We start from the raw sequence: 24,134 nt of genomic DNA, 5'->3' as shown, positions 1-24,134 counted from the left end.
GAGGGTTATATTGTCACTATTGGTATATTATAACATCATCAGCAACCCCAGATGAGTGCCCCCAGCCCATGCCATCCCTTCGCCGCGTCGCCCGTCCCACCCCCCGTCTGCTTGCCACCGCCATGACCCTGGCGCTCGCCTCCCCGGCCGCTTTCGCCAACGACGCCGGCGCGCCCCAGGCCAAAGACCTGGACGCGGTGGTGGTCACCGCCTCGCCGCTGAAGGGCAACACCGAATCCGTGGCGACCCCCGTGGAGGTGCTCTACGGCGAAGACCTGGACAAGGCCAAGGCCGGCACGCTGGGCGAAACGGTCGCCAAGCTCCCGGGCGTGCAGACGACCTATTTCGGCACCGGCGTCGGTCGGCCGATCATCCGCGGCCAGGAGGGCCCGCGCGTGCAGGTGCTGTCCGGCGGCATCGGCTCGATGGACGCCTCCACCGTCAGCGCGGACCACGCGGTCAGCATCGAGCCTTTCCTCGCCGACCAGATCGAAGTGCTCAAGGGCCCGGCCACCCTGCTGTTCGGCAGCGGCGCCATCGGCGGTGCGGTCAACGTGGTCGACGGCCGCCTGGCCGAATCGATCCCCGACGAGCCGTTGAGTGGCCGCGCGGAAGTGCGTGGCAACACGGTCAACGACGAGCGCACCGGCATGTTCCGCCTTGATGGTGTCAGCGGGAACTGGGTGTTGCACGTCGATGGTCTGGTCCGCGACACCGATGACTATGACATCCCCGGCGTCGCCATCCTGCACGACCATGAGGAAGGCGAAGAGCACGAGGAAGAACCCCAGCCGAACGGCACGCTGCCAAACAGTTCGGTGCAGACGCGCGCGGGTGCGGTCGGTGCGACCTATCTCGGCGACCGCGGTTACTTCGGCGTGGCCGCCAGCACGTACCGCAGCAACTACGGCATCCCCGCCGGCGCACACGTACATGGCGAGGAAGACCACGACCATGACCACGACGGCGAAGCGGACCATGACGAAGAAGCCCACGAGGAGGGCCCGGTCCGCATCGACATGGCACAGAACCGGTTCGACCTGAAGGCCGGCGTCTACGAGCCGGTGTCGTTCCTGCAGAGCGTCAACCTGCGCGCGGCCTGGAACGACTACGAGCACGTCGAACTGGAAGGCGGCGACATCGGCACGCGTTTCAGCAACGAAGGCTACGACGCCCGCCTGGAAGCGGTGCAGAAGGCGTGGAACGGCTGGCGTGGTGCGTTCGGCCTACAGTTCGGCAGCACCGATTTCAGCGCGGTCGGCGAAGAAGCGTTCGTGCCCTCGACGGTGACCGACACGCTGGGCCTGTTCGTCGTGCAGGAGAAGGACTTCGGCCCTTGGAAACTCGAACTCGGCGGGCGCTACGACCAGGTCAAGCTGAAGCCCGACGATCGCGCATCGACCGACTTCGACGCGGTCAATCTGTCGGCAGCGGCGATCTGGCGCCTCAGCGACGGCTTCGATCTGCGCTTCGGCCTGGACCGTTCCGAACGCGCGCCGACCAATGAGGAACTGTTCGCCGGCGGCACGCATGTGGCCACGCAATCCATCGAGATCGGCGACGCGACGCTCGACACCGAGAAGGGCGTGCGCGCGGAGATCGGTGCGCACTGGCACACCGACCGCGTCGAGTTAAAGCTGGCGGTGTACCAGACGAAGTTCAAGGACTTCATCTACCTCACCGACACCGGCGTGGAGGAGGAAGGTTATCCGGTGCGCCTGTGGACGCAGGACGACGCCACCTTCACCGGCGCCGAGGCCGAAGCGAAGATCCAGCTGGCCGACACGGCCGCCGGCGCCTGGGACCTGCGCGTGTACGGCGACTACGTGCGTGCAGAACTCGACGGCAGCGGTACGCGCACCGTGGCATTCGAAGTGCCGCATGGTGACCACACGCACGGCTACGAAGTCGACATCGCGCAGGGCGGCTACCTGCCCCGCATTTCGCCGATGCGTTTCGGTGCCGACCTCGGCTGGTCGTTGGGTGGCTGGCGCGCGTCGCTGGGTGCGGTGCGCTACAGCAAGCAGGACGATGTGGCGCAGAACGAGGCGCCGAGCGATGGCTATACGCTGGTCGATGCGCACCTGGCCTATCGCTGGGACCGCACCGCGTCCAGTTGGGAAGTCTTTCTCGATGGCAGCAACCTGACCGACGAAGAAGCGCGTCCGCACACCTCGCTGCTGCGCGACTACGCGCCGTTGCCGGGGCGCGGCGTCGCGTTCGGCCTGCGCGCGTACTTCTGATCGGGTCCTGAGGTTCCTCCCCCGGGCGGCTGGCCGTGATGGCAGCCGCCCTTCTTGACAGCAATTAGGTGCATATACACATAATTTACCCCCCGCCACGCGAGCCGTCGCCATGTCGCCCTCCCCCACGCCCAGCGTGTGCACCTGTTTCCGCCTCCGGCGCGCCAGCCGGCGCGTGACGCAGGTGTACGACCATGAACTGGCCGGGGTCGGCCTCAGCCTGAACCAGTACTCGATCCTCCGCCGTACCGAACGCGAACCGCGCGCGCTCGGCGGACTGGCCGAGGAACTCGGCATGGACCGCACCACCCTGACGCGCAACCTGTCGCCCTTGGTGGATGCGGGTCTGCTGGAAACCGTGCGCGGCGAAGATGCTCGCCAACGCCTGGTGGCGCTGACGACCGAGGGCCGCGCCCGCCTCACCCGCGCGAAGCCGCGCTGGCAGCGCGCCCAAGCCGTCATCGACGACCTGATGGGCGACGCCGCCGTCCAACGCCTGCACGGCGAACTGGACCGCCTGGATGGCCTGCTGCGCCAGCATCTCGGGGAGGCCGCATGAATACCGTCGCGTCATCGACCACGCCACGCATGCACTGGGGCCTGCTGCTCGCGGCCTCCGCCACCCTGATGATCACCATGGGTGCGCGCCAGACGACGGGGCTGTTCGTCGCCCCGATCCACCAGGACACCGGCATCGGCATCGCCGCGATCAGTTTCGCCCTCGCCATCGGCCAGTTCACCTGGGGCGCCGTGCAACCGGTGTTCGGCGCGGTCGCCGACAAGCGCGGCTCGACCGGCGTGCTGATCCTCGGCGCGGTACTTCTTTCGCTGGGGCTGGCGCTCACTCCGCACCTGACCTCGCCGTGGGGATTGATGTTCACCCTGGGCGTCCTGACCGCCGCTGGCGCCGGCGCCGGCAGCTTCTCGATCCTGATCGGCGCCACCGCGCAGCAGTTGGCGCCCGAGAAGCGTTCCTTCGCCGCCGGCTTCATCAACGCAGGCGGTTCGCTAGGCCAGTTCGTGTTCGCACCGCTGGTGCAGGCCGTCATCGCGTTCGCCGGCTGGGCCAGCGCCATGTACACGCTGGCCGTCGCCTCGCTGCTTGCGATCCCGCTCGCGTTCCCGTTGCGCAAGAAGACCGCATCGATAGCGGGCGCGGCGACCGCCACCGCGATCGGCGACATCAGCCTCAAGCAGCAGATCGCGATCGCCCTGCGCGATCGCAGTTACTGGATGCTGCACCTCGGCTTCTTTACCTGCGGCGTGCACATCGCCTTCCTGGTGACGCACCTGCCGGGCGAAGTGGCATTGTGCGGGCTGCCGGCAAGCGTGTCGGCCGTCGCGCTGATGCTGATTGGCCTGTTCAACGTGGCGGGCAGCCTGATCGCCGGCGCACTCGGCCAACGCGTGCGGATGAAGTGGATCCTCGCGGTGATGTACGCCAGTCGTGCGGTGATGATCGCGCTATACCTGATCTCGCCGCCCACGCCATTGACGTTCTACATCTTCGCCGCCGCGCTCGGCTTCACCTGGCTGGCCACGGTGCCGCCGACCGCGGGCCTGGTCGGCAAATTGTTCGGGCCGCGCTACCTGGGCACGTTGTTCGGCCTGACGTTGCTGTCGCACCAGATCGGCGGCTTCTTCGGCGCATGGCTTGGCGGCCTGGCGCTGGAACGCTCGGGCGACTACACGTGGATGTGGTATCTCGACATGGTGCTGGCGCTGATCGCGGCGGCGGCCAACCTGCCGATCCGCGAACGCTCACCGAGTGCGGTGCCGGCAGCAGCATAAACAGGTTGGTTGTGGGAGCGACGTAAGTCGCGATAGACCACAGCGGCGTGTCATCGCGACTTACGTCGCTCCCACATCTATCAATACGCTAGGCTTCGGCGCAACGGGCGCACAGCCCATGCACTTCCAGCGTCTGCGCTTGCGGCTGGAAGCCCAGCGCCTTGGCGCGCGCGTCGAGCGCGGCGACGACGTCGCGATCTTCCAGCTCCACTGCGCTGTGGCAGCGGTCGCAGATGAGGAATGGCACCGAATGCTGTGCGCTGTTGGGGTGATGACAGGCGACGAAGGCGTTCATCGACTCGAGCTTGTGCACGAAGCCGTTCGCCATGAGGAAATCCAGCGCACGGTAGACCGTTGGCGGCGCATCGGCACCGACGCCCTTCGTCGATCGCACCCACTCCAGCAGTTCGTAAGCCTTGACCGGCTTGCCGGCTTCGGCGATCAGTTCCAGCACGCGGGCCCGGATGGGCGTGAGACGCAGGCCGCGCTCATGGCACGCACGCTCCACCGCCGCCACGAACGCGCGGGCGTCGTGGACGTGGTGCTTCGGGTCGGTGCAGGCGTGGGCGTGCGGCATGGGCGGTCCCGGATCAGGCGGTCACACCGGTCTTGATGAGTGCGGCGTCGATGCGTTTCAAGGCTTCGTCGCGACCGGCCAGATAGACGGTGTGGGAAATGTCGGGACTGACCTGGGTGCCGGTGATGGCCACGCGCAGCGGCTGGGCGACCTTGCCCATGCCGATGCCGAGCGCCCCCGCGGCGTCGTGCAGCGCCACGCCCACGGCGTCGGCGGTCCACTCGCCCACGGCCGCCAACACCTCGCGCGCCTTGGCCAGCGGTGCGTGCGCGGCGGCGACCAGGTGCTTGGTCACGGCCGCCTCGTCGTAGGCCTCCAGCGGCTGATACCAGACCAGCGCTTTCTCGGCCATGTCCTTCAGCGTCTGCACGCGGTCGCGCAGAGCGACCACCACGTCGGCCGGCGCGGGACCGCGGGCCAGGTCCACGCCGAGCTTCTCCAACTGGTAGACCAAGTGCGGCGCGATGTCCCCGGGCGCGTCGGTCTTCAGGTAGTGCTGGTTCACCCAGCCGAGCTTGGCCATGTCCAGGCGCGCGGCTTTGGAGTTCACGTCCTTCACGTCGAACAGGTCGATCAGCTCCTGACGCGAGAACAGTTCCTGGTCGCCGTGCGACCAGCCCAGCCGCGCCAGGTAGTTGATCAGTGCGTGCGGCAGATAGCCGGCGTCCTTGTACTGCATCACGTCGGCCGCGCCGGTGCGCTTGGACAGCTTGGCGCCCTGCTCGTCCAGGATCATCGGCATGTGGGCGAACGTCGGCACCGGCGCGCCCAGCGCTTCGTAGATGTTGATCTGGCGCGGCGTGTTGTTGATGTGGTCGTCGCCGCGGATGACCTCGGTGATGCCCATGTCCCAGTCGTCCACAACCACGGCGAAGTTGTAGGTGGGGTAGCCGTCCGGGCGGAAGATCACCATGTCGTCGAGTTCGCTGTTGGCGATCTCGATCCGGCCCTTGATCAGGTCGTCGAAGGCGACGACGCCATCGAGCGGATTCTTGAAGCGGATGACGCGATTCGGATCGTCGCGATGCGGCAGGTTCTGCTCGCGCGCGGCGCCGTTGTAGCGCGGCTTCTCCTGCTTCGCCATGGCGGCCTCGCGCATGGCGTCGAGTTCTTCGCGCGTTTCGTAGGCGTAGTAGGCCTTGCCGGCGGCGACGAGTTGCTCGGCCACCTCGCGGTAACGGTCGATGCGGTGGGTCTGGTAGATCGGGCCTTCGTCGTAGCCCAGGCCCAGCCAGTCCATCGCCTCCAGGATCGCGTCGATCGCCGCCTGCGTGCTGCGCTCGCGATCGGTGTCCTCAATGCGCAGGATGAACTCGCCGCCGCGGTGGCGCGCTTCCAGCCAGCAGTACAGCGCCGTGCGGGCGCCACCGATGTGGAGGTAGCCGGTGGGACTGGGGGCGAAACGGGTACGGCAGGCCATGGGGAACTCGGGGAACGGAATGCCGCCGATTTTAACCCGCGCGCGGCGCGTTTCCCCTGCTCGTTCAGGCGGAGGGCTTAGAATCCCCGCATGACCATGCTCTTCATCTCGGACCTGCACCTGGACGCCGAACGCCCCGCCGTGACCGCGCTGTTCGGGGCGTTCATGCAGGGGGAAGCCCGTCGCGCCGACGCGCTCTACCTCCTGGGCGATCTGTTCGAGGCCTGGGTAGGCGATGACGATCCCTCTGAGACCGGCGCCTATGTCGCGGCCCGCATCCGCGAGGTGGCCGATGCAGGCGTGCCGGTGTTCTTCATCCGCGGCAACCGCGATTTCCTGGTCGGCGACGCGTTCGCACGACGCGCGGGCATGCGGATCCTGCCCGACCCCGCGGTCGTCATGCTGTACGGCAAGCCGGCGATCCTCATGCACGGCGACCTGCTGTGCACAAGCGACGTGGCGTACCAGGCGTTTCGGGCGCAGACGCGCAACCCGGCCTGGCAGGCGCAGTTCCTGGCGCAGCCGCTGGCCGCGCGCCTCGCGTTCGCCGCGCAGGCGCGGGCCGCCAGCGCCGCACACCAGGGCGGCATGAAGCAGAACGACAAGGCGCAGTTCGAGACGTTGACCGACGTGACGCCCGCGACCGTGCAGGCCACGCTGGCCCAGTTCGGCATCGACATGCTGATCCATGGCCATACGCACCGCCCAGCGATCCACGATCTCATGGTCGGTGATCGCGACTGCAGGCGGGTCGTGCTGGGCGATTGGTACGACCAGGGGTCGGTGCTGCGGGTGGAACCCGACGGGATGACGCTGGATTCGATGTCGCTGTAGAGCGGAGCTTGCTCCGCTGCCGTTCTCTGGGACAGCGCAGCCGAGCAAGCTCGGCTCTACGGGGCCTCAAGCGCCGCTAGCTCATCCTCGTCGAAGCCGGCCAGCAGGCGCGCTTCGATATTGAACGGACCGTGCAGGTAACCGCCGGCGTATTCCTTCAACAGCTCGCGGAAACGCGCACGAGGTTCAATGCCCCGCTGCGCGCAATACCAGCGATACCAGCGCGAACCGGCGGCCACGTGCGCGACTTCCTCGCGCAGGATCAGATCGAGGATCGCGACCGTCGCGTCGTCGCCGAGTTCGCGCAGCTTCACGATCATCCCCGGCGTGACGTCCAGCCCCCGCGCCTCGAGCACGCGCGGCACCAGCGCCATCCGCGCCAGGCCATCGTGGGCGGTCTTCTCGGTCATCTCCCACAGGCCGTTGTGGGCATCGAAGTCGCCGTACGCGTAGCCGAGTTCGTGCAGCCGGTTGCGCAACAGCACGAAGTGGCGTGATTCGTCATGCGCCACCTGTACCCAGTCGGCATAGAACGCCGCGGGCAGGCCGCGGAAGCGGTAGACCGCATCCCACGCCAGGTCGATGGCGTTGAGCTCGATGTGCGCGATGGCATGGATGAAGGCGGCGCGGCCCTGCGGACTGCCCAGACCGCGGCGCGGCAGCTCGCGCGGATGAACCAGCACAGGCCGGGCCGGTCGGCCGGGCATCCGGATCGGCTCAGGCGCCGGCGCATCGTCGGGCACCGCCAGTTCGCCGCGCAGGAATGCGTCGGCGTGGCGCTGGGTCAGTGCGACCTTCTCATCGACGTCCGCCGCCGCAAGACAGGCGCGTGCGGCCTCGAACAGCGTGGCCATGCGGCGGGCGCCGGCTCAGCCGACGCGGCGCTTGCGCTTGGCCTCGTCCGAACGCATCTGCTCGATGCGCTCGAAATAACCGGGTTCGATGCCGGTGACGTAGTTGCCGTCGAAGCAGGACGAATCGAAGCGCGGCAGGTTCGGGTTGCCCTCGCGCACGGCGGCCTCGAGGTCGTCCAGGTCCTGGTAGATCAGCCAGTCGCAGCCGAGCAGCTTCTCGATCTCCTCGACACTGCGGCCATGCGCGACCAGTTCGTCCGCCGCCGGCATGTCGATGCCGTAGATATTGGGGTGGCGCACCGGCGGGGCGGCGCTGGCCAGGTAGACCTTGCGCGCACCGGCGTCGCGCGCCATCTGCACGATCTGCTTGGAGGTCGTGCCGCGGACGATGGAGTCGTCCACCAGCAGCACCACGCGGTTGCGGAATTCCAGATTGATCGGGTTGAGCTTGCGGCGCACCGACTTCACCCGCTCGCCCTGCCCCGGCATGATGAACGTGCGGCCCACGTAGCGGTTCTTGATGAATCCTTCGCGGTACTTCACGCCCAGCACGTTGGAGATCTCCAGCGCGGCATCGCGCGAGGTATCCGGGATGGGGATGATCGTGTCGATGTCGTGGTCGGGACGCAGGCGCAGGATCTTCTCGCCCAGCTTCACACCCATGCGCATGCGCGCCTTGTGGACCGACACGTTGTCGATCATCGAGTCCGGACGCGCGAAGTAGACGTACTCGAAGATGCAGGGCGCGTGCTCCTGCGGCTCGGCGACGATCTCGCTGAACAGCTCCCCGCGCGCGGTGATGACGAGGGCCTCGCCGGGCTGCACGTCGCGCACGCGCGCGAAGCCGAGGATGTCCAGCGCCGCGGACTCCGAAGCCACGATGTATTCGATGCCTTCGTTGTGCTCGCGCTTGCCGAGAACCAGCGGGCGGATGCCGTGCGGGTCGCGGAACGCCACCAGGCCCAGGCCCAGCACCACGCTGACCACGGCATAGCCGCCCTTCACGCGACGATGCACGCCGGCGACGGCGCGGATGGCGGTCTCGGGGCTGAGCGTGCGCTGCAGGTCCAACTCGTGCGCGAACACGTTCAGCAGCACTTCGCTGTCCGAGTCGGTATTGATGTTGCGGCGGTCCTGGGCGAACACTTCCTGGCGCAACGCATCGGTGTTGATCAGGTTGCCGTTGTGCGCCAGCGCGATACCGTACGGCGAATTCACGTAGAACGGCTGCGCCTCGTCCATGCCTTCGGAGCCGGCGGTGGGATAGCGGCAGTGGGCGATGCCCACGCGGCCCTCCAGCACGCTCATGGCCTTGGCGCTGAAGACGTCCCGCACCAGCCCGTTGTCCTTGTGCACGCGCAGCCGCGTGCCGTCCGCGGTGGCGATGCCGGCCGCATCCTGGCCGCGATGCTGGAGGACGGTCAGCCCGTCATAAAGCTGGCCGGCAACGTTCTGGTTGCCGACGATTCCGACGATGCCGCACATGGTGACCTACTCCGGTTTCGACTCGGGCGAAGCTGCAGGGGGGACGCGCTCCTGCGACGCGCCGGAGTCGTCCAGCGGCAGGGGCAAGGGTTGCAGGCGCGCATTATCGCCCGTGGGGACGTGGTTGCCAAAGTCCAGTTCCTGCACGGTCCATTCCGGCAGCCAGCGTGAAAGCCACTGCGCCCCGGGCAGCAAGACCGGCACGACGGATGAACGTTGCCATTCAGGTTCGCGCGGCAAATCGGTGAACGCCGCGAGCAACAGGACGATGCTGGCCACGAATCCGCCCCGAAGCAGCCCCAGCACCAGCCCCAGCACCCGATCGACGCCGGACAGTCCGACGGACTTGATCATCTTCCTGACGCACCAACTGGTCAGGCCGACCACCACCATCACGCCGATGAAGCTCAGCGCGTAGCCCCCCAGCAGGTCGGCGGACCCCGGCGGACCGTCATCGGAGAGCCAGGTCGCCACGTCGGCACCGTGGTGGAACGCGACCCACCCCGCCAGCACCCAGGCGATCACCGAGGCGAGCACGCCGATGAAGCCGCGCATCGCGCCGAACAGCGTCGACACGCCGATGATGGCGACCAGGGTGAGGTCGAGCACGCTCACGCGGCGCGCCCTGCGGTCGCGAGGAGGCGCGTCGGCATCAGGGGTGCGGGCGCACCATGCCGTCGATGCCCACCTTCGCAGCGACCTGCGCCTTCAGGCGGTCGGCTTCCGCGCGATCGGCCACGGGGCCCACCCGCACGCGGCTCAGGGCGCCCTTGTCGGTGCGCACCTGTTCGACGAAGGCGCTGAAGCCGGCGGCGCGCACGCGGTCGCGCAGTTTGTTCGCGTCGGCGACGTTGGAGAACGCGCCGAGCTGCACGGCGTAGCCCACGCCGGCGGCGGCGGGCTTGGCCGGTTCTGCCGGCTTCGGCGCCGGGGTGGCAGGCTTGGCCACCGGAGCCGGCGTGGGCTTGGTCTCGGCCACGACCGGCTTGGTCTCCGTCGGCGCGGGCTTGGCGACCGGCTTGGCCGGCTCGGGCGGCAGCGCCTGGGTGGTCACCGCCGGCGTCGACGACGCGGCGTTGGCGACAGAAGGCGCAGGCGTTGGCGCGGTGGGCGCTGGTGTGGTCGACGCATCCAGGGTCACCACCTGTGCGTTGACGTCGCCGCGCACCTTGACCGCGTCCAGGCGCGCGGCTTCGGCCTGCGCACGATCGACATAGGGACCCACGCGCACGCGGAAGGCCTGCTTGCCATTGATGGTGGCGGGTTCGACGAAGCCGGGCAGCTTGGCCTGCTTCACCCGGGCCAGTACGGCGTCGGCATCGGCCTGGGTGGCGTATGCGCCGAAGCTGACCGCAAAATCGCCGCCTGCGGTGGCCGGTGGTTGCAGCGCGCCCTCGGCAGGCGCCGGCTCGGCGGCGGGCGCGGCGATCTGGCCATCCAGCCCCACGGCGCCATTGGCCGGTGCGTTGCCGGGCGTGACCAGCGGGAGTTCGCGCGTTTCGTACTCGCCATCGGGCGCTGCGGGCACCTCGAGCGGCACGTCGGACACGCCGCTGTCGGGCGCCGGTCCCTTGACCAGCATGGGAAGGAAGATGACGGCCAGTGCGACCAGCACGACGGCGCCGATCAGGCGCTGTTTCAGGGCGGTATCCATCCAGGTCCAGGGCAGCAGCGGCGGGAATGCTGTGGCGATTATACGGCGCGGTTTCGGCCGCTCCTCGTCATCGACCTGAATGCAGCGCCTGCATCGCGTCGGCGACGGTGTGGAAGGAACCGAACACCAGCACGCGATCGCCCGGCTTCGCCACCGCCAGGACGGCATGCAGTGCGTCAGCGACACGCGCATGACGGCTCGCGTCCGCCGCCGCGGTGTCGGCGAGCCGTGCGGCGAGCTGGTCGGCGGACTGCGCGCGTGGGCCCGCATCGAGCCCGGCCAGGTGCCATCGCAACGGCGCGCCCGCGAAGGCATCCACCACGGACGTCACGTCCTTGTCGGCCAGCGCCGCGAACACGGCATGGGTGTCGCCCGCGGCGGGATGCAGCTGCAGCCAGGCCGCGAGTTCGCGCGCCGCCTGCGGGTTGTGGCCGACATCGAGGACCACGTCCACCTCGCCCTGCGGCATGCGCTGCAGGCGTCCCGGTAGTGCAGCGTTCGCCACGCCCTGGGCGAAGGCCTCGTCAGGGATCGCCTCGCCCGGCAGCGCGCGCAGCGCCGCGATCGCGCTGGCGGCGTTCGCCCGCTGCGCCGGCGCAGACAACGCAGGCATCGGCAGCAGCAACTCGCCGCCTACCTCGCGCCAGCGCCACCGCTTGCTGTCGACGGGCTCGTGGAAGAAGTCGCTGCCCAACCGCAAAGCGTTCGCCCCGATGGCGTACGCATGGCGCAGTACGCTGGCAGGCGAATCGACCTCACCCAGCACCAGCGGCTTCCAGGCGCGCGCGATACCGGCCTTCTCGCGGCCGATGGCCTCGCGGTCTTCGCCCAGCCAGTCGGTATGGTCGATGTCGACGGTGGTGATGACCGCGACGTCGGGATCGACCAGGTTGACGGCATCCAGTCGGCCGCCCAATCCCACTTCCAGCACCGCCAGGTCCAGACCGGCCCGCTCGAACAACCACAACGCCGCCAGCGTGCCGAATTCGAAATAGGTCAGCGGCGTAGCGCCGCGGGCGGCTTCGACCGCGTCGAACGCGGCCACCAGCGAGGTGTCGCCGGCTTCGGTGCCGTCGATGCGCACGCGCTCGTTGTAACGCAGCAGGTGCGGCGAGGTATACGCGCCCACCTTCCAGCCCGCGGCGCGCGCGATGGCCTCGATGAAGGCGACGGTGGAACCCTTGCCATTGGTGCCCCCCACCGTGATGACACGCGCGGCAGGCTTGCCGAGCGCCATCCGCGTGGCGACCTCGCGCACGCGCTCCAAGCCCATGTCGATCGACTTGGGATGCTGTTGCTCGATGTAGGCGAGCCACTGCGGGAGATCGGTACGCGCCATGCCGGCCTGCAGATGCGTTACAGCGCGCGGTGCTTCGCTTCGCCGAAGAACGGGGTGTGGTGCGCGCAGTCGTTCAGGCGCACAACCTCCAGCTGGTCGACGCTCGGGCCTTCCAGCAGGTTGAGCGTGGTTGGCGCCTGGCGGAAGCTCCACAGCTTGGCGATCGGCAGGCCGAGGATGCGGCACAGCAGGACGCGGTTCACGGCGTCGTGCGCGACGATCAGCAGGGTGTCGTCATCGCCCAGGCCTTCCGCGGCGCGGGCAAGGCCGCGCCACGAGCGGTCCAGCACCTGGCGCAGCGATTCGCCGCCCGGCATCAGCACGGTATCGGGCTCTTCGCGCCACGCCAGCAGGCGGGCCGGGTCCTTGTCCTGGATCTCGCTGGCCAGCAGGCCTTCCCATTCGCCATGGGCGATTTCCTGCAGGTCGGCGTCGGTCTGCAGCATGTCCGCGCGCGCGTCTCCCAGGGCAAGCTTGGCGGTTAGCTGCGCGCGTGCCAGCGGCGAGGCCACCGCGCGATCGATGCGAACATCCTTCAGGCGTAGGCCTAATGCGTTCGCCTGCCCTTCGCCGACCGGCGACAGCGGGATGTCGATCTGGCCCTGGTAGCGGCCTTCGGCGTTCCAGGGCGTTTCGCCGTGACGGGCAAGCAGGATGCGCATGCGTGGTGATGTCCGTTGAAGGTGAGCCGGCGTTGCTTCCATACGCCGGAAACGAAGAAGGGAGCGGATGATAACCGCTCCCGTCCCGTGCCTGCCGCTCAGTTGCAGGTGTTACTTGCCGACCCCCATCTCCGTCAGCAACTGCGGCGCCGGATAGACCTCCTGCATGATCCAGCGCAGGTAGCGGCCGTCGACGGCGATCATGCGGGTCATCTTCGGGTCGAACACCCAGTTGGAGCTCACCGACTCCCAGTTGCCGTCGAACGCCAGGCCGACCAGCTTGCCGTGCGCGTCGAGCACCGGCGAACCGGAATTGCCGCCGGTGATGTCCAGGTCGGAGAGGTAGTTCACCGGCACCGAGCCGATGCGCTTGTCTTCCAGTCCGCCATAGCGCTTGGCGGCCACCGCATCAAGCAGCGCCTTCGGCGAATCGAACGGATCCTGCCCGGTCTCCTTCGCCACCACGCCTTCCAGCGTGGTGAACGGGGTGTACGCCACGCCATCCTTCGGCGTGTAGCCCATCACGTTGCCGAAGGTGATGCGCAGGGACAGGTTGGCATCCGGATAGACGAACTCGCCCTGGCTCTTCTTGTAGTCGGCCAGCGCCTGCAGGTAGACCGGGCGCGCCGCGAGGTTCTCGCCAGTGCGCGTCTTGCGCTCCTGTTCCAGCTTCAGCAGCGTCGGCATCACCGCCACCGCGTACTGGATCGCCGGATCCTTGCTGGCTTCGAACGCCTTGCGATCGGCGGCGAACCATTTCAGCCGCTCCTCGGTGGTACCCAGTTTGGTGCCGGCCAGGCGATCCAGCGCGCGCTTCACGGCCGCGGCGTTGTTGCCGCCGAGCCACGCGTCCACCGCAGCGACACGCTGGTCGGCCGGCAACTTCAGGTATTCGCCCAGCCAGTACGCTTGCAGCTGGCGATCCATCGCCGGCACGTAACGGCGCTCGAGCTGCTTCAGGCCGCCCTCGATGGCCGGCAGGTCGCGTTCCTGATAACCGGATTCGCGTTCGGCATTGGGCTTCTCGCGCTCGATCGACAGGCGATACAACTGCGTGGCGGAACCTACCATCGCCGTGTTGTTGAACATCGCCAGGGTCAGGTCGCGCTCGCGCGTGGCCTTGTTCTGCTCAAGCAGCGCGAGCAGCTTCGCGTGCGCGTCCAGCGCCGGCTGGCCCTTGGCGCCTTGGCCCTTCAGCCAGGCGAGCACGGCGGCCTCTTCACGCTGCTTCTGTCCGGCGGCGTCGATGCGCTTGAAGCCTTCCAGCTGGCCATCGTAGTTCTTGCTGGTGTTGTTCCAACTGGCCATGGTCGCGGCGTACTTCACCTGGATGTCGGCGTTCTTCTTGCCGGCCTCCTGCACCATCGCGATCTGGTTCTTGTAGTGGCGCGCGATGGTCGGGTAGGTCCACTGCGCGGTGTTGTCGAACTCGGCGGCCAGCGCGTAGCGGTTGGTCGAGCCCGGGTAGCCGGCGACCATGACGAAATCGCCTGCGCCCAGCGGCTTGTCGGCGAACTTCAGCCAATGCTTCGGCCGGTACGGCACGTTGTCCTTGGAGAACGCCGCCGGCTTGCCGTCCTTGCCCACGTAGGCGCGGTAGAAGGCGAAGTCGCCCGTGTGGCGCGGCCACATCCAGTTGTCGATGTCGCCGCCGTACTTGCCCACGCTGCCCGGCGGCGCGTACGCCAGGCGCACGTCCTTGATCTCCAGGTTCTTGAACAGGCGATAGGTGTTGCCGCCGGAGAAGCTGTAAAGGCGGCAGCGGAAACCGGCCTCGGCCTCGCAGTCGGCGATCAGCTTCTTCTCGAACGTCTCCAGCGCCTTGGTGCGCGCCAACGCATCGCCGCCGGCCGAGGCGATGGCGGCCTTCGCGTCCTTCGTCACGTCGGTGATCTCGTCCAGCACGAACACGCGCGCATTCGGTCCCGCGCTGACTTCATCGTCCGGGGTCGGCGCGTTGAAGCCGTTCTTGATCAGGTTGTTCTCGGCGGTGGAGTTCAACTGGATGGCGCCGTACGCGCAATGGTGGTTGGTGACCACGAGGCCGTTCGGCGACACGAAGCTGGCGGTGCAGCCGCCCAGCGCGACCACCGCACCCATCGGGTCGCCGGTCAGGTCGGAGATCTGCTTGGGCGACAGCTTCAGGCCGGCCTTCTTCAGCGGTCCGGCGATTTCGGGCAGTTGCTGCGGCACCCACATGCCCTCGCCCGCCTGGGCGACCTGGGCGGCGAGCAGGGACAGCGGGACCGCGATGGCGGCGGCGAGCAGGTTCGGACGCATGGAAACCCCGGGACTGGCAGGAAAGTCTCGATTGTAATGAACCTGTCACCGCGGCCGACCCATGACTTTCGTCCTAGGAACAGGGGCGTCCGCGCACGTATGCCTGTCAAGGCGCCCTGCAACAGGGCCGCCCGGAGGCGGGGCGTATAATCCGCGCCCTCATTCCCTGGATCGACGCCCGATGGCACAGACGATGAAGGCGCTGGTGAAGCGCGAGGCCGGCAAAGGCATCTGGATGGAGGAGTTGCCCGTCCCCCAGCCCGGCCCCAACGAGGTGCTGATCAAGCTGGAGAAGACCGCCATCTGCGGTACCGACCTGCACATCTACCTGTGGGACGAGTGGAGCCAGCGCACGATCAAGCCCGGCCTGACCATCGGTCATGAGTTCGTCGGCCGCATTGCGCAACTCGGTTCCGCCGTCACCGGCTACGAAGTCGGCCAGCGCGTGTCGGCCGAGGGCCACATCGTCTGCGGCCACTGCCGCAACTGCCGTGGTGGCCGCCAGCACCTGTGCCCGAACACCGTGGGCATCGGCGTGAACCGCAATGGCGCCTTCGCCGAGTACATGGTGATGCCGGCGAGCAACCTGTGGCCGATCCCGGACCAGATCCCCAGCGAGCTGGCCGCGTTCTTCGACCCCTACGGCAACGCGGCGCACTGCGCGCTGGAATTCGACGTGGTCGGCGAGGACGTGCTGATCACCGGCGCCGGCCCCATCGGCATCATCGCCGCGGGCATCTGCAAGCACATCGGCGCGCGCAACGTGGTGGTCACCGACGTCAACGACTTCCGCCTGAAGCTGGCCGCCGACATGGGCGCGACCCGCGTGGTCAACGTGGCCAACCAGTCGCTGAAGGACGTGATGGCCGACCTGCACATGGAAGGCTTCGACGTGGGCCTGGAGATGAGCGGCAATCCGCGTGCCTTCAACGACATGCTCGACTGCATGTACCACGGCGGCAAGATCGCGCTGCTCGGCATCCTGCCGAAGGGCGCCGGCGTGGACTGGGACCGCATCATCTTCAAGGGTCTCACCGTGCAGGGCATCTACGGCCGCAAGATGTACGAGACCTGGTACAAGATGACCCAGCTGGTACTGAGTGGTTTCCCGCTGGGCAAGGTGCTGACGCACCAGTTGCCGATCGACGACTTCCAGAAGGGCTTTGACCTGATGGAACAGGGCAAGGCGGGCAAGGTGGTATTGAGCTGGAACTGACGTCGCATCATCTTCAGACAAAGAAAAGGGCGCCGCGAGGCGCCCTTTTTTATCCCCGTGTCGGAACTCAGGGAACCGCGATACCGATCGTGAGCACCAGGCCGGGCTTGTAGATGTCCGACGCGCTGCGCAGGTCCGAGGCGTCCGAACCGAAGGTGTCGTAGTAGCCCAGCGTCGCGGTCGCCTTGCCGAACGACTTGGACAGCGTGATGGAGCCGTCGTAGTAGTCCGCACGGCCATCGCTACCGTAATCGATCGAGGTGTAGCCCGTGCTCGCGCCTACCGAGAAGCCGGTGTCGCCGATGTCGTAGCTCGCCGAAACGCCGGCGTAGATTTCTTCGGCACCGGTGTTGCTGTAGTCATCCGCGTAGGCCAGGATGCCGCCGACCGTGACCGGGCCGCTCCGGGTCACCTTCGCGAGGTACTCGTTGTAATCGATGTCGCCATAGTCGCTGGAAGCGCGCTCGTAGGTGTAACGGTTCACGCCCAGGTCGATGTTCCAGGAATCGTTGAGATCCTTGTTCCAGCCGACGAAGTAATCCACTTCGATGTCAGGCCCACCCCGGCCAAAGTCCACGTTCGACGCCCATGCACCCGCATACAGGCCGAACGGCGCCGAGTACGTTGCACCCACCTGGAACGCCGGCTTGTTGTCCGTCTGGGAGACGCCGCGGAACACGTAGTCGGACGTGGCGGTGAAGGTGGCGCTGAACGGGGACTCTTCTTCCTCGGCCTCCTGAGCGAAAGCGGACATCGGCAGGGCCAGCAGCAGGGCAGTGGCGAGGGCGGTGTAGAGCTTGACGGGCTTCATCCGGATTCTCCTTAGTCGAGTGATCGTGGGCAGGCGAAGCGCGTGGAACGTCGTACAACCGTCATCACGACTTCACTATTTTTTAACTGCGCCTTGATAGTGCGACGCAGCAATCACTCACGTCAAGTACCCGCCGGACGAGCGGAGAATTGGTTTCTTTTTCAATTAATTCATGCGCTTACGCCGCATCACACTGGTGCCGGCGCACCAGCGCGGGGAAACCACCCGTACCGTTTTGGTGCCAAACGGATTGCCTGCCCGGGGCGGGTAGCGTCACCGTCATGATCGGCCGGCAGCTCGATTTCCACTTCGTCCCCTGCCTCCAGCCGCGCGCGCAGCCGCAACCGCGGCCCATTGCGCTGAGCGTCGACGATCGTCGCCGGCCAGCCGGTCCCGTCATCGACCAGACGCAGATCCTCCGGTCGCACGAACACTTCGGCGTCGCCCTGTCCGCGCGTGTCGTGCGCCGCCAGCGGCAGGCCCGCCGCATGCAGCGCACCGGATTCCCACCGCGCCGGCAATCGATTCACCGCGCCGACGAAGGAATAGACGAACGGCGACGCGGGCGCGTCATAGGCATCCGCCGGGCTGCCCAGTTGCTCGATGCGGCCGCGATGGAGGATGGCGACGCGGTCCGCCAGCTCCAGCGCTTCTTCCTGGTCGTGGGTGACGAAGATCGTGGTGAGGCCCGTGCGGTCGTGCAGTTCGCGTAGCCAGCGGCGCAGGTCGCGGCGCACCTGCGCATCGAGGGCGCCGAACGGTTCGTCCAGCAGCAGTACGCGCGGCTCGATGGCCAGGGCACGAGCGAGCGCGACGCGCTGGCGCTGGCCGCCCGACAACTGCGCGGGATAACGTCCGCCCAGGCCATCGAGCTGCACCAGCGAGAGCAGCTCGGCGACGCGCGCGCGGATCGCCGCGTCAGCCACCCGTTGTTTGCCGCGCCGTACGCGCAGGCCGAAGGCGATGTTCTCGTCCACCGTCAGATGGCGAAACAGCGCGTAGTGCTGGAACACGAAGCCCGCGCGCCGGGCCTGCACGCTCAGTGAGGTGGCATCCTCGCCATCGAACAGGACGCGGCCGCCATCGGCCTGCTCCAGGCCCGCGATCACGCGCAACAGCGTCGTCTTGCCGGAACCCGAAGGCCCCAGCAACGCAAGCAATTCGCCCTGGCGGATGTCGAGGCTGACGTCGTCAAGCGCGGCGAACGTGCCGAAACGCTTCTGCAGGTGATCGATCTTGATGCTCATGGTGTCGTCTCAGTGCCGATGGTTGGCGGCCAGCGCTTCGCCGTGCCGCCATTCGAGCCAGGTCTTCAGCGCCAGCGTCAGCAGCGCGGTAAGCGCCAGCAGCGAGGCCGCGGCGAAGGCGGCGCTGTAGGCATATTCGTTGTAGAGGATTTCCACGTGCAACGGCAGCGTGTTGGTACGGCCGCGGATATGGCCGGAGACCACCGAGACGGCACCGAACTCGCCCAGCGCGCGCGCACTGCACAGCAGCACGCCGTAGAGCAATGCCCAGCGGATGTTGGGCAACGTCACGCGCCAGAAGGTCTGCCATCCACTGGCGCCCAGGCTGAGCGCGGCGAGCTCCTCATCGGTGCCCTGCTGCTCCATCAACGGCATCAGTTCGCGCGCGATGAAGGGGAACGTCACGAAGATCGTGGCCAGCACGATGCCCGGCAACGCGAAAATGATCTTCGGCAGCTGCAGGTGCAGTTCCCCCAGCAGCGGCAACGACAGGCGCCAGCCTTCGTCCACCAGGGCATAGGCCCACCCTTGCGCACCGAAGATCAGCACGTAGATCAGGCCGGCGACCACGGGCGACACCGCGAACGGCAGGTCGATCAGCGTCACCAGCCAGCGCTTGCCCCGGAACTCATGCTTGCTGACTGCCCAGGCGGCCGCCACGCCAAATACCAGGTTGAGCGGCACGACGATGCCGGTGACCAGCAGCGTCAGCTTCACCGCGGCGAGCGCATCGGCCTCGCTGACGGCGGCGAGGAAGGCGTCCCATCCACCGCGCAGCGCTTCCACGAACACCAACGCCAGCGGCAACAGCAGGAACGCGAGCAGGAAGCCGAGCGCGCCGAGCACCAACAGCACCTGCACCCAGGCGGGCTCGGTGGTGACGGCATGGCGACGCGGCGGAGCGGATACGCGGGGCTCCACGGATACGGACTCCGGTGGCAAGGCGATCACGGCCGAAAGGGAGTCGCCCATGTTACCCCCCCGCCCGCTTGCCGGTGCGCTGCAAACGCGCCTGCAGCGTGTTGATCACCAGCAACAGCGCGAACGACAACAGCAGCATCGCGGCGGCGATGGCGGTGGCGCCTTCGTAGTCGAACTCTTCCAGCTTGATCGTGATCAGCAGCGGTGCGATCTCGGACACCCCGGGCAGGTTGCCGGCGATGAAGATCACCGAACCGTATTCGCCCACGCCGCGCGCGAACGCCAGGGCGAATCCCGCGAGCACGGCGGGCCAAAGCGTAGGCAACACGACGCGCCGCACGGTCTGCCAGCGGCTGGCGCCGAGCGTGGCGGCCGCTTCCTCAAGCTCGGTCTCGACCTCCGCCAGCACCGGCTGTACCACGCGCACCACGAACGGCAAGCCGATGAAGACCAGCGCCACGGTGATGCCGAGCGGCGTGTAGGCCACCTTGATGCCCGCCGCTTCCAGCCATTGCCCGAGCCACCCGGTCGGGCCATACAGGGCCGTCAGCGCGATGCCGGCGACGGCGGTCGGCAACGCGAAGGGCAGGTCGATCATCGCGTCGAACGCGCGCTTGCCCGGGAAGCGGTAGCGCACGAACACCCACGCCACCAGCGTGCCCATCACCGCATTGAAGGCCGCCGCCGCAAGCGCGGTGCCGAAACTGATGCGCAAGGCGGCGAGCACGCGCGGCTCGGTCCAGACCGACCACAGTCCCGCGATCCCCAGACCGCTGGCCTTGAAGAACAGACCGACCAGCGGGATCAGCACGATCAGCCCCAACCACAGCAGCGTGTAGCCGAGGCTGAGACCGAAGCCGGGAATGACGCGACGATGGCGCGCCCTCCCCGGCAACACGGACGACACGACCGCCATGCTTACTTCGCCTGGATCTGGTCGAACACGCCACCGTCGGCGAAATGCGTGGCCTGCGCCTTGGCCCAGGAACCGAAGACACCGTCGATCGTCACCAGTTCCAGCTTCGGGAAGCGCGCGACATCCTCCGGCGCGGCGTACTGCGGATAGCGCGGCCTGTAGTAGTGCTTGGCCGCGAGCCGCTGCCCGGTCGGCGAGTACAAGTACTTCAGGTAGGCCTGCGCGACGTCACGGGTGCCATGCTTGTCGACGTTGCGGTCCACCAGCGTGACCGGCGGCTCGGCCAGGATCGAGAGCGACGGCACCACGATATCGAACTTGTCCGGCCCCAGTTCCTCGATCGACAGGAAGGCTTCGTTCTCCCACGCCAGCAGCACATCGCCGATGCCGCGCTGGACGAAGGTCGTCGTGGAACCGCGCGCGCCCGTGTCTAGCACCGGCACGTTGCGGAACAGGGCCCGCACGAAGTTGCGTGTCTTGGCTTCATCGCCCTTGAAGATCTTCAGGCCATACGCCCACGCGGCAAGGTAGTTCCAGCGCGCGCCACCCGAGGTCTTCGGGTTCGGCGTGATGACCGAGATGCCCGGCTTCACCAGATCGTGCCAGTCGCGGATCTTCTTCGGATTGCCCTTGCGCACCAGGAACACGATGGTGGAGGTATAAGGCGCGCTGTTTTCGGGCAGGCGCGACTGCCAGTTCGCCGGGAACAGCTTGGCGCGCTGGGAAATCGAGTCGACGTCGTAGGCCAGCGCCAAGGTCACCACATCGGCCTCGAGACCGTCGATGACCGAGCGGGCCTGCTTGCCGGAACCGCCGTGCGAGGTTTCGATGCTGACTTTCTGCCCTTTGGTCTTCTGCCAGTCCGCGGCGAAGGCGGTGTTGAACTCGCGGTAGAACTCGCGTGTCGGATCGTACGACACGTTCAGCAGCTTGACGTCCTTGGCGCCAGCGGCGGCGGCGGCGGTCAGGCCGAAGGCCAGCAGGGCGTTGCGGAGATGACGGCGGAGGGAAATCTTCATGGCTTGTCTCCGGGAATCAGAAGGCGACCTGGAGTCGCGAGAACACGGCTTTTTCGTCTTCGCGGTCCGCGCCCGCGGCGGCCCCGCCCTCGAACTGCGTATCCAGATAATTGACGACCAGCTTCAGGTTGCTGGTGAGGTACCAGTTGACGCCCAGCGTCCAGGCTTTGGCGCGCCGCGCCGATACGGCCGGATCAGCGAACAGCGGAAAGGCGCCGTCGTCGATCTCCAGTTCACCATACCGCCCGACCAGCTCGAATGCACCCCAGCCGCCGCCGGGGCTGAACGGTGCGGACGGCTTGACCACGCCGCGATAGCTGGCGTCTTCGCCGGTCAGCACCCAACTGGCGGTCGCCTGCCAGGCGGTGTTCTCCAGATCGGCGCGCGTGCCTGCTGCCGCGCCGCTGGTGACCAACAGTTCCTGCTTGGACGCGATGTATTCGGCCAGCAGGCCGAAACGTCCTCGATAGAGGTAGCCCTGCGGCGAGATCCGGCTGTGTTCGCCTTCGGCGGCAACCGCCGTGCGGTAGTTGAAGAACTGCGCCTGCCCCTGCGTGCGGTAGCGCGGCAGGAAGTTATTGCCCGTGCTCTGCTTGTCGCCGATGCTGCCGGCGATGCCGAAACCGAGCCCCGACCACGAACTGCTGGTGTTCTTGAAGGGCTCGAAGAAAATCCGGCCGGCGTATTCGAACTCGTCGTCCGGATTGGTCGTGGCCGCGTCGCGGCCATCCGGCGCACCGTTGTAGACGCCCGCCACGTAGCTGACGCGCCCTTCGGCGAATTCGCCCTGCGCCTGGACACCGAGGTCGCGGTTGGGCGCCAGTTCGGTCGGGAAGCTGCGCTCGATCAGGGCGATCGCGCCTCCGGACTGCAACCGCTCCAGCCCGATCGGCCCCTTCACCTTGCCTGCGCGCAGCGTGAAGGCGGGGTCGAGCTTCACGTCGACATAGGCATCGACGATGGTGGCGCTGTCGCCGGCGAACTCGGGCGTCAGCCGGAACGCGACCAGCTTGCCCAGCGAGCCTTCGATCGTCGGGCGGATGCGGCGGAACAGGAACGTATCGTTCTGGGGCACCGCATCGTCATCGAAGAAGAAACGCGCGTCGCCCTGTACCAGTCCCCGCAACTTGAACTCGAAATCCCCGTTGGCGGACTTCAGCGACGCCCCCTTGTCGTTCACCGCGACCACCGGCGCCTCCTTGGCCTTGGCCGCCGCTTCTTCCTGCTGCAATTCAAGGCGGCGCTCCAGGATGCGCAAGCGCTGGTCCAGATCCCCCAACGTGGCCGGCCCGGTTTCGCCCTCGGCCGTTACCGGCGCGGGCGCATCGCCGACGCGCTGCTCCAGCGCCTCCAGGCGTTTCAGCAGCTCCTGTACTGTCGGCTGGCTCTGGGCGGAAGCCGGCATGGCCAGCGAACAGGCCAGCGCGCCCAGGATGGCGACGCCCTTGCCCTTCCGCTTGCCGAGCCTTGGAGGTATCCGCATGACCGCATGTCCCCGAAATGGCCGCTGTGGGCCGGAGAGGCGATGCTGCGGGCGCACATGCAGGCAGGGAAATAAGGAAACGGCGGACGCTTATTCCCGCGCTGCATAACGGCGGGGACGGTCGGAGTGGACGGGTAGAATGGCCGCTTTCCCGGATACCCGCCCTCATGTCCCATCCGCTGACCGCCCACTACGCCGCCACCCTGGACGAGATCCGCGCCCAGGGCCTGTTCAAGTCCGAACGCATCATCACCGGCCCGCAGTCGGCCGAGATCACCCTGGAAGACGGCCGCACGGTGTTGAACTTCTGCGCCAACAACTACCTGGGCCTGGCCGACCACCCGGACATCATCCAGGCGGCGAAGGACGCGCTGGATACGCACGGATTCGGCATGGCATCCGTGCGATTCATCTGCGGCACGCAAGACCTGCACAAGCAGTTGGAGAAGACGATCGCCGACTTCTTCGGCACCGAGGACACCATCCTCTACGCGGCCTGCTTCGATGCGAATGGCGGTCTGTTCGAGCCGCTGCTGGGCGAAGAAGACGCCATCATCTCCGATGCGCTGAACCACGCTTCGATCATCGACGGCGTGCGCCTGTGCAAGGCCAAGCGCTTCCGTTACGCCAACTGCGACATGGCCGACCTCGAAGCCCAGCTGCAGGCCGCGGACGCCGCCGGCTGCAGGACCAAGCTGATCACCACCGACGGCGTGTTTTCTATGGACGGCTTCATCGCGCCGCTGGACGAGATCACCGCGCTGGCGAAGAAGTACGGCGCCCTGGTCCATATCGACGAATGCCATGCCACCGGCTTCCTGGGTGCGACCGGCCGCGGTTCGGCCGAAGTGAAGGGCGTGCTGGACAAGATCGACATCTTCACCGGCACGCTGGGCAAGGCGATGGGCGGGGCGCTCGGCGGCTTCACCACGGCGCGGCGCGAAGTCATCGAACTGCTGCGCCAGCGCTCGCGCCCCTACCTGTTCTCGAACTCGTTGCCGCCGCATGTCGTGGCCGCGGGCATCAAGGCATTCGAGATGCTGTCCTCGGCCGGCGAGCTGCGCGAGCGACTGCGCGAAAACACGGCGTACTTCCGCGAGCGCATGACGGCGGCGGGTTTCGAGATCAAGCCGGGGGTGCACCCGATCAGTCCGGTGATGCTGTACGACGCGCCGCTCGCGCAGCGCTTCGCCGAGCGTTTGCTGGAAGAGGGCATCTACGCGATCGGCTTCTTCTTCCCGGTGGTGCCCAAGGGTCAGGCGCGCATCCGCACGCAGATGAGCGCGGCGCATACGCGCGAGCACCTGAACCGCGCCATCGACGCCTTCATCCGGATCGGTCGCGAACTGGGCGTGGTGCCGGCATAACCGTCACCCCGTCCT

21 protein-coding genes are annotated in these 24,134 nt (G+C 67.4%); 6 read left to right on the top strand and 15 right to left on the bottom strand.

Going from position 1 to position 24,134, the window contains the following annotated elements; translation table 11 throughout:
* Positions 1-68: 68 nt before the first annotated feature.
* The 3 genes from AC23D6_RS05745 (at position 69) to AC23D6_RS05735 (ending at position 4,034) form a co-directional block, all read left to right on the top strand.
* Positions 69-2,243: a TonB-dependent receptor gene (locus AC23D6_RS05745; RefSeq protein WP_487751826.1), complete on the top strand. Its 2,175-nt coding sequence runs from the start codon at positions 69-71 to the stop codon at positions 2,241-2,243.
* A 112-nt stretch (positions 2,244-2,355) separates the two neighbouring features.
* Positions 2,356-2,802 carry a MarR family winged helix-turn-helix transcriptional regulator gene (locus AC23D6_RS05740; protein WP_487751825.1) on the top strand — a complete coding sequence of 149 codons (447 nt, stop codon included), beginning with the start codon at positions 2,356-2,358 and terminating at the stop codon, positions 2,800-2,802.
* Positions 2,799-4,034, top strand: coding sequence for an MFS transporter (locus AC23D6_RS05735; protein WP_487751824.1), 1,236 nt, complete (start codon positions 2,799-2,801; stop codon positions 4,032-4,034). Before AC23D6_RS05740 ends, AC23D6_RS05735 begins: the two co-directional genes overlap by 4 nt.
* 88 nt (positions 4,035-4,122) lie before the next feature.
* On the opposite strand, the gene AC23D6_RS05730 is transcribed toward AC23D6_RS05735, so the two are convergent.
* Positions 4,123-4,611 carry a transcriptional repressor gene (locus tag AC23D6_RS05730; protein WP_487751823.1) on the bottom strand — a complete coding sequence of 163 codons (489 nt, stop codon included), beginning with the start codon at positions 4,609-4,611 and terminating at the stop codon, positions 4,123-4,125.
* 13 nt (positions 4,612-4,624) lie between these two features.
* Entirely contained in the window at positions 4,625-6,031 is a 1,407-nt protein-coding gene (gene gltX, locus AC23D6_RS05725; RefSeq protein WP_487751822.1) for a glutamate--tRNA ligase, read from the bottom strand.
* A 90-nt stretch (positions 6,032-6,121) separates the two neighbouring features.
* Here gltX and lpxH point away from each other — a divergent pair, with 90 nt between their 5' ends.
* Positions 6,122-6,865 carry a UDP-2,3-diacylglucosamine diphosphatase gene (gene lpxH / locus AC23D6_RS05720; RefSeq protein WP_487751821.1) on the top strand — a complete coding sequence of 248 codons (744 nt, stop codon included), beginning with the start codon at positions 6,122-6,124 and terminating at the stop codon, positions 6,863-6,865.
* A gap of 56 nt (positions 6,866-6,921) precedes the next feature.
* Here the strand turns inward: lpxH and AC23D6_RS05715 are convergent, their stop codons facing one another.
* The 7 genes from AC23D6_RS05715 to AC23D6_RS05685 all read right to left on the bottom strand — a co-directional run bounded on the left by AC23D6_RS05715 (position 6,922) and on the right by AC23D6_RS05685 (position 15,139).
* Positions 6,922-7,719, bottom strand: a complete 798-nt coding sequence (locus AC23D6_RS05715) for a ferritin-like domain-containing protein (protein WP_487751820.1) — start codon at positions 7,717-7,719, stop codon at positions 6,922-6,924.
* A gap of 15 nt (positions 7,720-7,734) precedes the next feature.
* On the bottom strand, positions 7,735-9,204 hold the full coding sequence (gene purF / locus AC23D6_RS05710; protein ID WP_487751819.1) for an amidophosphoribosyltransferase: 1,470 nt from the start codon (positions 9,202-9,204) through the stop codon (positions 7,735-7,737).
* Between the two features lie 6 nt (positions 9,205-9,210).
* Positions 9,211-9,819 (bottom strand): CvpA family protein, encoded by a 609-nt coding sequence (locus tag AC23D6_RS05705; RefSeq protein ID WP_487751818.1) that lies wholly within the window; start codon positions 9,817-9,819, stop codon positions 9,211-9,213.
* A gap of 37 nt (positions 9,820-9,856) precedes the next feature.
* A complete protein-coding gene (locus AC23D6_RS05700; RefSeq protein ID WP_487751817.1) occupies positions 9,857-10,858 on the bottom strand; it encodes an SPOR domain-containing protein in 1,002 nt (333 codons plus the stop codon).
* Positions 10,859-10,925: 67 nt separating this feature from the next.
* On the bottom strand, positions 10,926-12,197 hold the full coding sequence (folC, locus tag AC23D6_RS05695) for a bifunctional tetrahydrofolate synthase/dihydrofolate synthase (protein ID WP_487751816.1): 1,272 nt from the start codon (positions 12,195-12,197) through the stop codon (positions 10,926-10,928).
* A 17-nt stretch (positions 12,198-12,214) separates the two neighbouring features.
* Entirely contained in the window at positions 12,215-12,859 is a 645-nt protein-coding gene (locus tag AC23D6_RS05690) for a histidine phosphatase family protein (protein ID WP_487751815.1), read from the bottom strand.
* A 111-nt stretch (positions 12,860-12,970) separates the two neighbouring features.
* The gene (locus AC23D6_RS05685; RefSeq protein WP_487751814.1) at positions 12,971-15,139 is read right to left on the bottom strand and encodes a S46 family peptidase; all 2,169 of its coding nucleotides are present in this window, start codon (positions 15,137-15,139) and stop codon (positions 12,971-12,973) included.
* A gap of 181 nt (positions 15,140-15,320) precedes the next feature.
* Between AC23D6_RS05685 and tdh the strand changes: the two genes are divergently transcribed.
* Positions 15,321-16,355 (top strand): L-threonine 3-dehydrogenase, encoded by a 1,035-nt coding sequence (gene tdh / locus AC23D6_RS05680; protein WP_487751813.1) that lies wholly within the window; start codon positions 15,321-15,323, stop codon positions 16,353-16,355.
* 67 nt (positions 16,356-16,422) lie between these two features.
* Here tdh and AC23D6_RS05675 read toward each other — a convergent pair whose 3' ends face one another.
* From AC23D6_RS05675 to AC23D6_RS05650, 6 genes are all read right to left on the bottom strand, one after another.
* Positions 16,423-17,166, bottom strand: a complete 744-nt coding sequence (locus tag AC23D6_RS05675) for a TorF family putative porin (RefSeq protein ID WP_487751812.1) — start codon at positions 17,164-17,166, stop codon at positions 16,423-16,425.
* A gap of 188 nt (positions 17,167-17,354) precedes the next feature.
* Positions 17,355-18,413, bottom strand: coding sequence for a sulfate/molybdate ABC transporter ATP-binding protein (locus AC23D6_RS05670; RefSeq protein WP_487751811.1), 1,059 nt, complete (start codon positions 18,411-18,413; stop codon positions 17,355-17,357).
* A 9-nt stretch (positions 18,414-18,422) separates the two neighbouring features.
* Positions 18,423-19,385 carry a sulfate ABC transporter permease subunit CysW gene (cysW, locus tag AC23D6_RS05665; protein WP_487751810.1) on the bottom strand — a complete coding sequence of 321 codons (963 nt, stop codon included), beginning with the start codon at positions 19,383-19,385 and terminating at the stop codon, positions 18,423-18,425.
* A gap of 1 nt (position 19,386) precedes the next feature.
* Positions 19,387-20,250, bottom strand: a complete 864-nt coding sequence (gene cysT, locus AC23D6_RS05660; protein WP_487751809.1) for a sulfate ABC transporter permease subunit CysT — start codon at positions 20,248-20,250, stop codon at positions 19,387-19,389.
* 2 nt (positions 20,251-20,252) lie between these two features.
* Positions 20,253-21,269, bottom strand: a complete 1,017-nt coding sequence (locus AC23D6_RS05655) for a sulfate ABC transporter substrate-binding protein (protein WP_487751808.1) — start codon at positions 21,267-21,269, stop codon at positions 20,253-20,255.
* Positions 21,270-21,285: 16 nt separating this feature from the next.
* Entirely contained in the window at positions 21,286-22,752 is a 1,467-nt protein-coding gene (locus AC23D6_RS05650; RefSeq protein WP_487751807.1) for an OprO/OprP family phosphate-selective porin, read from the bottom strand.
* Between the two features lie 167 nt (positions 22,753-22,919).
* Between AC23D6_RS05650 and kbl the strand changes: the two genes are divergently transcribed.
* The gene (gene kbl, locus AC23D6_RS05645) at positions 22,920-24,119 is read left to right on the top strand and encodes a glycine C-acetyltransferase (protein ID WP_487751806.1); all 1,200 of its coding nucleotides are present in this window, start codon (positions 22,920-22,922) and stop codon (positions 24,117-24,119) included.
* Positions 24,120-24,134 lie beyond the last annotated feature (15 nt).

This window comes from Pseudoxanthomonas sp. G3 (assembly GCF_057654715.1).
Note: the sequence above shows the minus strand (reverse complement) of the source record. Positions and strands in the feature narration are given on the sequence as shown.

What these genes read in the sequence shown, in the direction of transcription:
- AC23D6_RS05745 (WP_487751826.1), top strand. Translation starts at nt 69, where the DNA reads ATGCCATCCCTTCGCCGCGTCGCCCGTCCCACCCCCCGTCTGCTTGCC.
- AC23D6_RS05740 (WP_487751825.1), top strand. Translation starts at nt 2,356, where the DNA reads ATGTCGCCCTCCCCCACGCCCAGCGTGTGCACCTGTTTCCGCCTCCGG.
- AC23D6_RS05735 (WP_487751824.1), top strand. Translation starts at nt 2,799, where the DNA reads ATGAATACCGTCGCGTCATCGACCACGCCACGCATGCACTGGGGCCTG.
- AC23D6_RS05730 (WP_487751823.1), bottom strand. Translation starts at nt 4,611, where the DNA reads ATGCCGCACGCCCACGCCTGCACCGACCCGAAGCACCACGTCCACGAC.
- gltX (WP_487751822.1), bottom strand. Translation starts at nt 6,031, where the DNA reads ATGGCCTGCCGTACCCGTTTCGCCCCCAGTCCCACCGGCTACCTCCAC.
- lpxH (WP_487751821.1), top strand. Translation starts at nt 6,122, where the DNA reads ATGACCATGCTCTTCATCTCGGACCTGCACCTGGACGCCGAACGCCCC.
- AC23D6_RS05715 (WP_487751820.1), bottom strand. Translation starts at nt 7,719, where the DNA reads ATGGCCACGCTGTTCGAGGCCGCACGCGCCTGTCTTGCGGCGGCGGAC.
- purF (WP_487751819.1), bottom strand. Translation starts at nt 9,204, where the DNA reads ATGTGCGGCATCGTCGGAATCGTCGGCAACCAGAACGTTGCCGGCCAG.
- AC23D6_RS05700 (WP_487751817.1), bottom strand. Translation starts at nt 10,858, where the DNA reads ATGGATACCGCCCTGAAACAGCGCCTGATCGGCGCCGTCGTGCTGGTC.
- folC (WP_487751816.1), bottom strand. Translation starts at nt 12,197, where the DNA reads ATGGCGCGTACCGATCTCCCGCAGTGGCTCGCCTACATCGAGCAACAG.
- AC23D6_RS05690 (WP_487751815.1), bottom strand. Translation starts at nt 12,859, where the DNA reads ATGCGCATCCTGCTTGCCCGTCACGGCGAAACGCCCTGGAACGCCGAA.
- AC23D6_RS05685 (WP_487751814.1), bottom strand. Translation starts at nt 15,139, where the DNA reads ATGCGTCCGAACCTGCTCGCCGCCGCCATCGCGGTCCCGCTGTCCCTG.
- tdh (WP_487751813.1), top strand. Translation starts at nt 15,321, where the DNA reads ATGGCACAGACGATGAAGGCGCTGGTGAAGCGCGAGGCCGGCAAAGGC.
- AC23D6_RS05675 (WP_487751812.1), bottom strand. Translation starts at nt 17,166, where the DNA reads ATGAAGCCCGTCAAGCTCTACACCGCCCTCGCCACTGCCCTGCTGCTG.
- AC23D6_RS05670 (WP_487751811.1), bottom strand. Translation starts at nt 18,413, where the DNA reads ATGAGCATCAAGATCGATCACCTGCAGAAGCGTTTCGGCACGTTCGCC.
- cysW (WP_487751810.1), bottom strand. Translation starts at nt 19,385, where the DNA reads ATGGGCGACTCCCTTTCGGCCGTGATCGCCTTGCCACCGGAGTCCGTA.
- cysT (WP_487751809.1), bottom strand. Translation starts at nt 20,250, where the DNA reads ATGGCGGTCGTGTCGTCCGTGTTGCCGGGGAGGGCGCGCCATCGTCGC.
- AC23D6_RS05655 (WP_487751808.1), bottom strand. Translation starts at nt 21,269, where the DNA reads ATGAAGATTTCCCTCCGCCGTCATCTCCGCAACGCCCTGCTGGCCTTC.
- AC23D6_RS05650 (WP_487751807.1), bottom strand. Translation starts at nt 22,752, where the DNA reads ATGCGGATACCTCCAAGGCTCGGCAAGCGGAAGGGCAAGGGCGTCGCC.
- kbl (WP_487751806.1), top strand. Translation starts at nt 22,920, where the DNA reads ATGTCCCATCCGCTGACCGCCCACTACGCCGCCACCCTGGACGAGATC.